The organism is Mesorhizobium sp. M2A.F.Ca.ET.037.01.1.1 (genome assembly GCF_003998075.1).
In the GTDB taxonomy this organism is placed as follows: Bacteria; Pseudomonadota; Alphaproteobacteria; order Rhizobiales; family Rhizobiaceae; genus Mesorhizobium.
Map to the genome: position 1 here is coordinate 1 of NZ_RZSA01000312.1, position 6481 is coordinate 6481.

Annotated in this window: 7 protein-coding genes; 1 reads left to right on the forward strand and 6 read right to left on the reverse strand. The window is 64.3% G+C overall.

Annotated features, from left to right (window positions below):
• From EOA27_RS16950 to EOA27_RS16975, 6 genes are all read right to left on the reverse strand, one after another.
• Nucleotides 1–563 (reverse strand): alpha/beta fold hydrolase (locus EOA27_RS16950; RefSeq protein ID WP_127256744.1); only part of this gene is annotated, 563 nt, incomplete at its 3' end.
• Nucleotides 564–663: 100 nt separating this feature from the next.
• Nucleotides 664–1518, reverse strand: coding sequence for a sugar phosphate isomerase/epimerase family protein (locus EOA27_RS16955; protein ID WP_126081869.1), 855 nt, complete (start codon nt 1516–1518; stop codon nt 664–666).
• A 1-nt stretch (nt 1519) separates the two neighbouring features.
• Nucleotides 1520–2296 (reverse strand): ATP-binding cassette domain-containing protein, encoded by a 777-nt coding sequence (locus tag EOA27_RS16960; protein ID WP_126081868.1) that lies wholly within the window; start codon nt 2294–2296, stop codon nt 1520–1522.
• Nucleotides 2293–3279: an ABC transporter permease gene (locus EOA27_RS16965; protein WP_126081867.1), complete on the reverse strand. Its 987-nt coding sequence runs from the start codon at nt 3277–3279 to the stop codon at nt 2293–2295. Before EOA27_RS16965 ends, EOA27_RS16960 begins: the two co-directional genes overlap by 4 nt.
• A gap of 139 nt (nt 3280–3418) precedes the next feature.
• Nucleotides 3419–4408, reverse strand: coding sequence for a substrate-binding domain-containing protein (locus EOA27_RS16970; protein ID WP_245466990.1), 990 nt, complete (start codon nt 4406–4408; stop codon nt 3419–3421).
• Between the two features lie 76 nt (nt 4409–4484).
• Nucleotides 4485–5546, reverse strand: coding sequence for a LacI family DNA-binding transcriptional regulator (locus EOA27_RS16975; protein WP_126081865.1), 1062 nt, complete (start codon nt 5544–5546; stop codon nt 4485–4487).
• 145 nt (nt 5547–5691) lie between these two features.
• On the opposite strand from EOA27_RS16975, the gene EOA27_RS16980 reads away from it, so the two are divergent.
• Nucleotides 5692–6481: NAD(P)-dependent oxidoreductase (locus EOA27_RS16980; RefSeq protein ID WP_127256746.1), on the forward strand; the 790-nt coding region annotated here is incomplete at its 3' end.

Genomic DNA, 6481 nt, shown 5'->3' on the forward strand with positions numbered 1-6481 from the left:
GCCATGCAGGTGCCGATATAGCCGGGCAGCGCCTGCCGGGTCAGCATGTTGCGGCAGCCGGCAAGTTCGGCCGAGCGCTTCGCATGGAACTCCGGTGTGAACCACACTTTCATGATGCCGTCGGCGATCACCTCGATGCCGTCGCGCTCGACGGTGGCGATGCGCGTGTTCCAGCTCTCTGCGGTGCCTATTTTATGCGCGGTGTCGCTGAGGATCAGCGCCTCCACACATTTGGGATGGCGGTTATAGAGCCTCTGCGCGATCAGGCCGCCGACCGACAGGCCGTAGAGCACCACCTTTCCGAAGCCGAAATGATCGATAAGGCCCAACAGGTCGTCGACATGGTCGTTAATCGATCGCACGCCGCTGCCGATATCGGAAAGCCCGTGACCGCGCTTGTCGTAGACCAGCATAGGCATTTCCCCGGCAAGCCGCGCGACGACATCGTCCCATATCCGGAAGTCGGTGCCGAGCGAATTGATGAAGATGATCGGACGCGACGAGCCGGCCGCCTCGATATGGCGGTGATGCAGCGCGACGCCGCCTATGCTGACGAATGGCACGATTTCGATCCTCCGAACCCACATTGCACCAGCAATTTGGTTCGGTAAATCGAAACCATCCGAGGTTGCTTCGGCCGGCTCCTGATGCGGGCCCTGCCGCCTACCCCAGCGTCAGTCCTGCCTTCCTCGCTTCCTCGCGCAGGAACGGCAGCCCGACCTCGATGACGTCGCGCGGGTCTTCCGCCACCGGCCGCCACACCGCGAGCCCGCCGGCGATGTCGACATCGACATGGTTCATGCTTTCAAGCGTGATCGCGCCCTGATAGCCGATGTCGGCGATCGCCTTCATGCAGGCGGCCCAGTTGAGCATGCCGCGCCCCGGCACGCCGCGATTAGCTTCCGACACATGCACATAGCCGAGATAGGGCGCCGCCGCCTCGAAGCCGGACGCAAAACTCTCTTCCTCGATATGCATGTGGTAGGTGTCGAGATGGATGAAGATGTTGTCGGCGCCGACCCGCTCGATAATCCGCGCCGCGTCGATGCCGCGGTTGATCAGATGCGTCTCATAGCGGTTGCAGGGCTCGATGCCGAGCTTGAGGCTGCGGGACTTCGCCGACTTCGCCGCACGTTCGAGGAAGCGGCACATGCCGTCGATCTCCTTTTGCGTCGGCGCCCGTCCGGTGGTCTTGCCGATCGTGCCGTATGTGACGCCGCCCAGCGCCTCGGCGCCCACCTCGTTGCAGACCTTGAAGGCCGGCTGCAGGAAATCGAGCGCCTCGTCGGGCCGCTCGACCACATCGAGCGCGCGCGGCAGGCCGAGCGACGGGATAAGCTCGACGCCATAGTAATTGGCAAAGCCGCGCGTGCGCTTGGTGTCGATCTCCTCGGGGCGCAGCAGCGGTATCTCCATCAGCCCGATGCCGAGTTCCTTCAGCCGATCCATCTGCGGCTCGATGCGGGCGAGGTCCCAGACCGGTGCGATGGCAAAAGTGTGCAGTCCGAAGGTATTCATGTCAGCCTCGTTGCTCATGCGCCGCCGCGGCGGCAATGTCGCCGCCGCCGACGATGCGGCTGACGACTTCGTTCATATTGGTGTTGGCGGTGACGAGATCGGCGTCCGCCCTGCCGTGCCGCAGCACGACGATGCGGTCGGTGACCGACAGCACGTCGTTCAGCCGGTGCGAGATCAGGATGACGGCGATGCCTTCCGACCTGAGCCGCCGGATGAGGTCGAGCACGCTCTGCACCTCGCGCACGGCAAGCGCCGCCGTCGGCTCATCCATGATGACGAGTTTTGGGTCGAAGGTGAGCGCCCGCGCGATCGCCACCGTCTGCTGCTGGCCGCCCGAGAACGAACCGACGGAACGGTTGATCGACGGCAGATGCGCGCCCAAGCGCTCGATCATCTTCGACGCCTGGCGGTCCATCTCGCCTTTGTCGACGAAGCCGGGGAACAGGCCGAACAGCCGCTTCGTCGGTTCGCGCCCTAGGAAGATGTTCGAAGCCACGTCCTGCTGCTTGGCCAGCGAAAGATCCTGGTAGATCATCTCGATGCCGAGTTGGCGGCGATGTCCAGGGTCGAGCGCAAGGATGTCCTTGCCGTCGAATTCGATCGAGCCCGAGTCGGCGCGGTAGATGCCGGTGATGGTCTTCATCAGCGTCGACTTGCCGGCGCCGTTGTCCCCGACCAGCCCGACCACCTCGCCGGCCGCGACGGACAGATCAACGCCATGCAAGACGTCGACCGCGCCGAAGCTCTTGCGGATGCCGCGAAGCGAAAGCAGGGTCATACGCGTGACTCCTTCCGCACCTGGTATTGGTCGATGAACACGGCGAGGATCAGCACCGCGCCGATCGCCATCTGCTGGTAGTAGGATTGCACCGCAAGCAGCGTCAGTCCGTTCTGCAACACGCCCATGATCAGCGCGCCGATCATGGTGCCCAGGATCGAGGCGCGGCCGCCGAACAGGTTGGTGCCGCCGATGATCGCCGCCGTGATCGCGGTAAGCTCGTAGTTGATGCCGGCCGTCGGGTCGCCTGCGTTGACGCGCGCGGTGAAGAGCAGGCCAGCGAGGCCGGCAAGCGCGCCGGAGAGCGTATAGATGATGCGGCGGTGATGCTCGACGCGGATGCCTGCGGCGCGCGCCGCGCCTTCGCTGTCGCCCAGCGCCAGCGTGTGGCGGCCGAAGCGTGTATAGGCGAGCACCGCATGCGCGACGATCGCCGTCAGCACGAAGATGATGACCGGCATCGGAATGCCGAAGGGTCGGCCCTGCCCGATAAAGACGATCTCGGGCGGCAGGCCGTAGATCGCCCTGCCCTGCGAGATGACCAGCGCCAGCCCGCGCGCGAGACCCAGCATGCCGAGGGTGACGATGAAGGCCGGCACGAAGGCGCGGGTGACCAGTTGGCCGTTGATGTAGCCGGCGATCGCGCCGGCCAGGATGCAGGCGATCACCGCCAGAACTGACGGCCAGCCGAGATTGACGGCGACGAAGGCCCCCGCGACACCGGCGAGCCCCATCACCGAGCCGAGCGATAGGTCGAGCCCGCCCGAGCCGATGACGAAGGTGGCGGCGATCGCCAGCACGCCGATCGTCGAGGTCGCGAGCAGGATGTTGAGGAAGTTGCTGAGCGATAGGAAATAGGGCGACAAGAGCGCCATCGCCGTGCTCAGCGCCAGAAGCACCACCAGCGACTCCAGCCTGATGTGGAGCCTTTCGACGGATGCGCGCTGCACCCGCGCCCAGAAACCGGGCTGTTCAGAAGCCATGTCTTTGCACTCTTCGGGTAGGGGAGTAGGGGAGTAAGGCAGTAGGGCAGCAGGGAGTAGAGGAGCCAGGCCTGAGAAGCGCAACTTTTGCCTTCCCTTACTGCCCTACTCCCTTACTGCCCTATTCCCGTTCTCCATCCTACTTCACATACTGCAGCATCGGCTCCTTGCCGGCGTCGATCACGTCCTTGGTCAGCACCAGCGTAGGCACCGCGATGCTGTCCTCGACCTTGTCGCCCGCCAAGGCCTTCTTGACGTTCTCCACCGCCTGCTTGCCGACGAGGTAGGGAAGCTGCGCCACCGAGGCATTGAGGCGGCCTTCCTTGATCGACTTCACCGCGTCCGAATTGCCGTCGACGCCGATGATCGTCACCTGCGGGCCCTTGCCAGCGGCGTAAACCGACTCCACCGCGCCGAGCGCCATGCCGTCATTGGCGCAGAAGATGGCGACGAGGTCGGGATGCGCGGTCAGCGTGTCGGTGGCGATCGAGGCGGCCTTGCCGCGGTCCCAGTCGCCCGGCAGCGAGGCGACGATCTCCAGCCCGGGCGCCAGCTCTTTCAGCTTGTCGGCAAAGCCCTTGGCGCGCTTCTCGCCGGTGATGTTGCCGGAGAGGCCTTCGATGACCAGCACCGGCCCCTTGGCGTCCTTACCGAGCTTGCTTGCAAGATATTCGGCGCCCTGCGCGCCGGCGGCGATGTTGTCGGAGCCGATATGGAAGGTCACCTTGACGCCTTCCTTGTCGAGCACCGCCTGGTCGAGATTGTTGTCGAGGTCGACGATCTTGATGCCGGCGTCCTGCGCCGACTTAAGGCAAGGCAGAAGATTGGTCGAGTTGATGGCGGCGGTGATCATCGCCACCGGCTTGCGCTCCAGCATGGTGTTGCAGAGGTTGAGCTGCGGCTCGGCCGCCTGGTCGCTCTCTGCCGCTTGCTGGAAATATTTCACCCCGGCTTGTTTGGCGCCGTCCTCGACGCCCTGCGCCATCGCGCCCCAGAACGGATTGGCCAGCGTCTTCATCAGCACGCCATATTCGCCGTCTTCGGCCTTGGCGACGCCGATGGCGGAAAACGCAAGCGCGGCGCCGACGGCAAGCGTAAATCGATTTATCTTCAAGAAATGCGATGTCATTCGATCCTCCATTCGATCTTTGGCGCCGGATGCCTTGGCCAGGGCCGGCGCATGTTTCCGTTCACGACAATGGGGGCTATTGTCGGTCTCCTCCCCCGGAATGCGGGCCGTTGCCTGGCGAGCCAACGGATTCCCGCTCCAACACCTGGCAGGGTTCGAGCCGCGCCGTGGGTGGTCCCACCGCGCCTTCGACCCTGCGAAACAAAAGGTTCATCGCCCCGCTGGCGATCTGGCGCACCGGCTGCACCACGGCGGCGATCGCCGGCCATGTCACCTGCATCCATTCGGCGTCGTCGAAGCCGACCAGCGAGATGTCGTTCGGGCAATGCCAACCGCGCCGGCGGAATTCGGACAGCGCCACAAGCGTGCCCTTGAGCAGCAGCGAATAGACAGCGGTCGGCCGCTCGCCCCGACCGAAATAATCGCGCAGCGACGATCGCAGCGGCTCGACGCTGACCTCCGACGTGATCACGTCGATGCGGATGGACGGGTCGAGCGCCAGCGCCTGGGTGCGAAAACCTTCCAGGCGAGCGCGCACGGTTGCCGCGCCTTCGGCGAGACCGATGATCAGGATGTGCTTGTGGCCCTTGCCCACCAGCATCCGCGCAACCTCGGCGCTGGCGGCGGCGCTGTCGGCCGAAACGGTATCGAAAGCGTCGTCGGACAAGACGCGGTCGATCAGCACGCCGGTCATGCCGTTGGCTTTCATGAAGGAAGCCGCCGGCCCGTGCTCGTTGCGCACCGGCGCCAGCACCACGCCGGCAACGCGCCAGTCATGCATGCGGCCCAAGATCTCCTTTTCGCGCGCTTCCGATTCACGGCTCGACGCCGCGACCAGCGTGTAACCGCGCTGTTCGGCAAGGCCCTCCAGCTCGGTGACCATCTGGCCGAAGAACTCGCTTTCAAACTCGGGCATGATGGCGCCGATGATGCGGCGCTTGGCCCTGCGCATGTCGGAAGCTAGTGGATCGACGCGATAGGCCAGACGCTCGACGGCATCGAGGACGCGCTGCGCATTTTCGGGCTTCACCGTTGTGACACCGGCCAGCACCTTGGAAACGGTGGCCGCGGACACGCCGGCATGGCTTGCCACGTCGTGGATCGACGGACGCCTTTGCCGGGCTTCCTGTTGTGCCATTGACCTCCTCCCGAGGGTAGGCAGTCGATTTCCTGCCTTGCTATTCTAATCGATAAATCGATTTTTCGTTCTTGTAAATCGTTTCATCGTGGATAAGACTCGAAGATGTGATTGACGCGATCCAATCGTGTCCGGGAGGAAAATCATGTCCGACAAGACCTTGCCGCTGGTGATCAGCGCGCCCGAACCGCGCACGCTAGACCTTATCTTCACGCCGCCGCAACTGGCGCGCCTGCGCAGCCATTATCGCATTGTCGAGACCACGCCGGAAGGTGTTTCCGCCCTACCCGCCGAGACGCTGGCCGAGGCGCGTTACATCATAGGCCAGCCGCCGATTTCAGCAGAGACGCTGGAGAAACTGACGGCGCTGCGCTGCATCTTCAATGTCGAGACCAACCTCCTCAACAACATGCCCTATGAGACGCTGTTCGCGCGCGGCATCCATGTCGTCACCACTGGTCTTGTCTTTGCCGAACCGGTGGCCGAGCTCGGCCTCGCCATGGCGCTCAATCTCGCGCGCAACATCGTCGACGCCGATCTCGCCTTTCGCGAGGGCAAGGAACTCTGGGGCGGCGACGGCAACCAGACCGCGCGGCTTCTCTCCGGCGCAGATGTCGGCATCATCGGCTTCGGCGACCTCGGCCGTGCGCTCAACCGCCTGCTGACCGGCTTCCGCACCCGCACCAAGGTCTACGATCCGTGGCTGCCGCCGTCGATCCTGGTCGACAATGGCGTCGAGCCGGCCTCGCTGGACGAGGTGCTGTCGCAAAGCGATTTCGTCTTCGTCGTCGCTTCCGTCACCAGCGAGAACCAGGGTTTTCTCGGCGCCGACTCTTTTGCCAAAATGCGCCAGGGTGCCGCCTTCATCCTGCTCAGCCGCGCCGGCGTCGTCGATTTCCAGGCGTTGATGCAAGCCGTGAAGAGCGGCCACATCG

Excerpts from the sequence above, each read along its gene's own strand:
- EOA27_RS16955 (WP_126081869.1), bottom strand. The coding sequence starts at position 1,518 with ATGAATACCTTCGGACTGCACACTTTTGCCATCGCACCGGTCTGGGAC.
- EOA27_RS16960 (WP_126081868.1), bottom strand. The coding sequence starts at position 2,296 with ATGACCCTGCTTTCGCTTCGCGGCATCCGCAAGAGCTTCGGCGCGGTC.
- EOA27_RS16965 (WP_126081867.1), bottom strand. The coding sequence starts at position 3,279 with ATGGCTTCTGAACAGCCCGGTTTCTGGGCGCGGGTGCAGCGCGCATCC.
- EOA27_RS16970 (WP_245466990.1), bottom strand. The coding sequence starts at position 4,408 with ATGACATCGCATTTCTTGAAGATAAATCGATTTACGCTTGCCGTCGGC.
- EOA27_RS16975 (WP_126081865.1), bottom strand. The coding sequence starts at position 5,546 with ATGGCACAACAGGAAGCCCGGCAAAGGCGTCCGTCGATCCACGACGTG.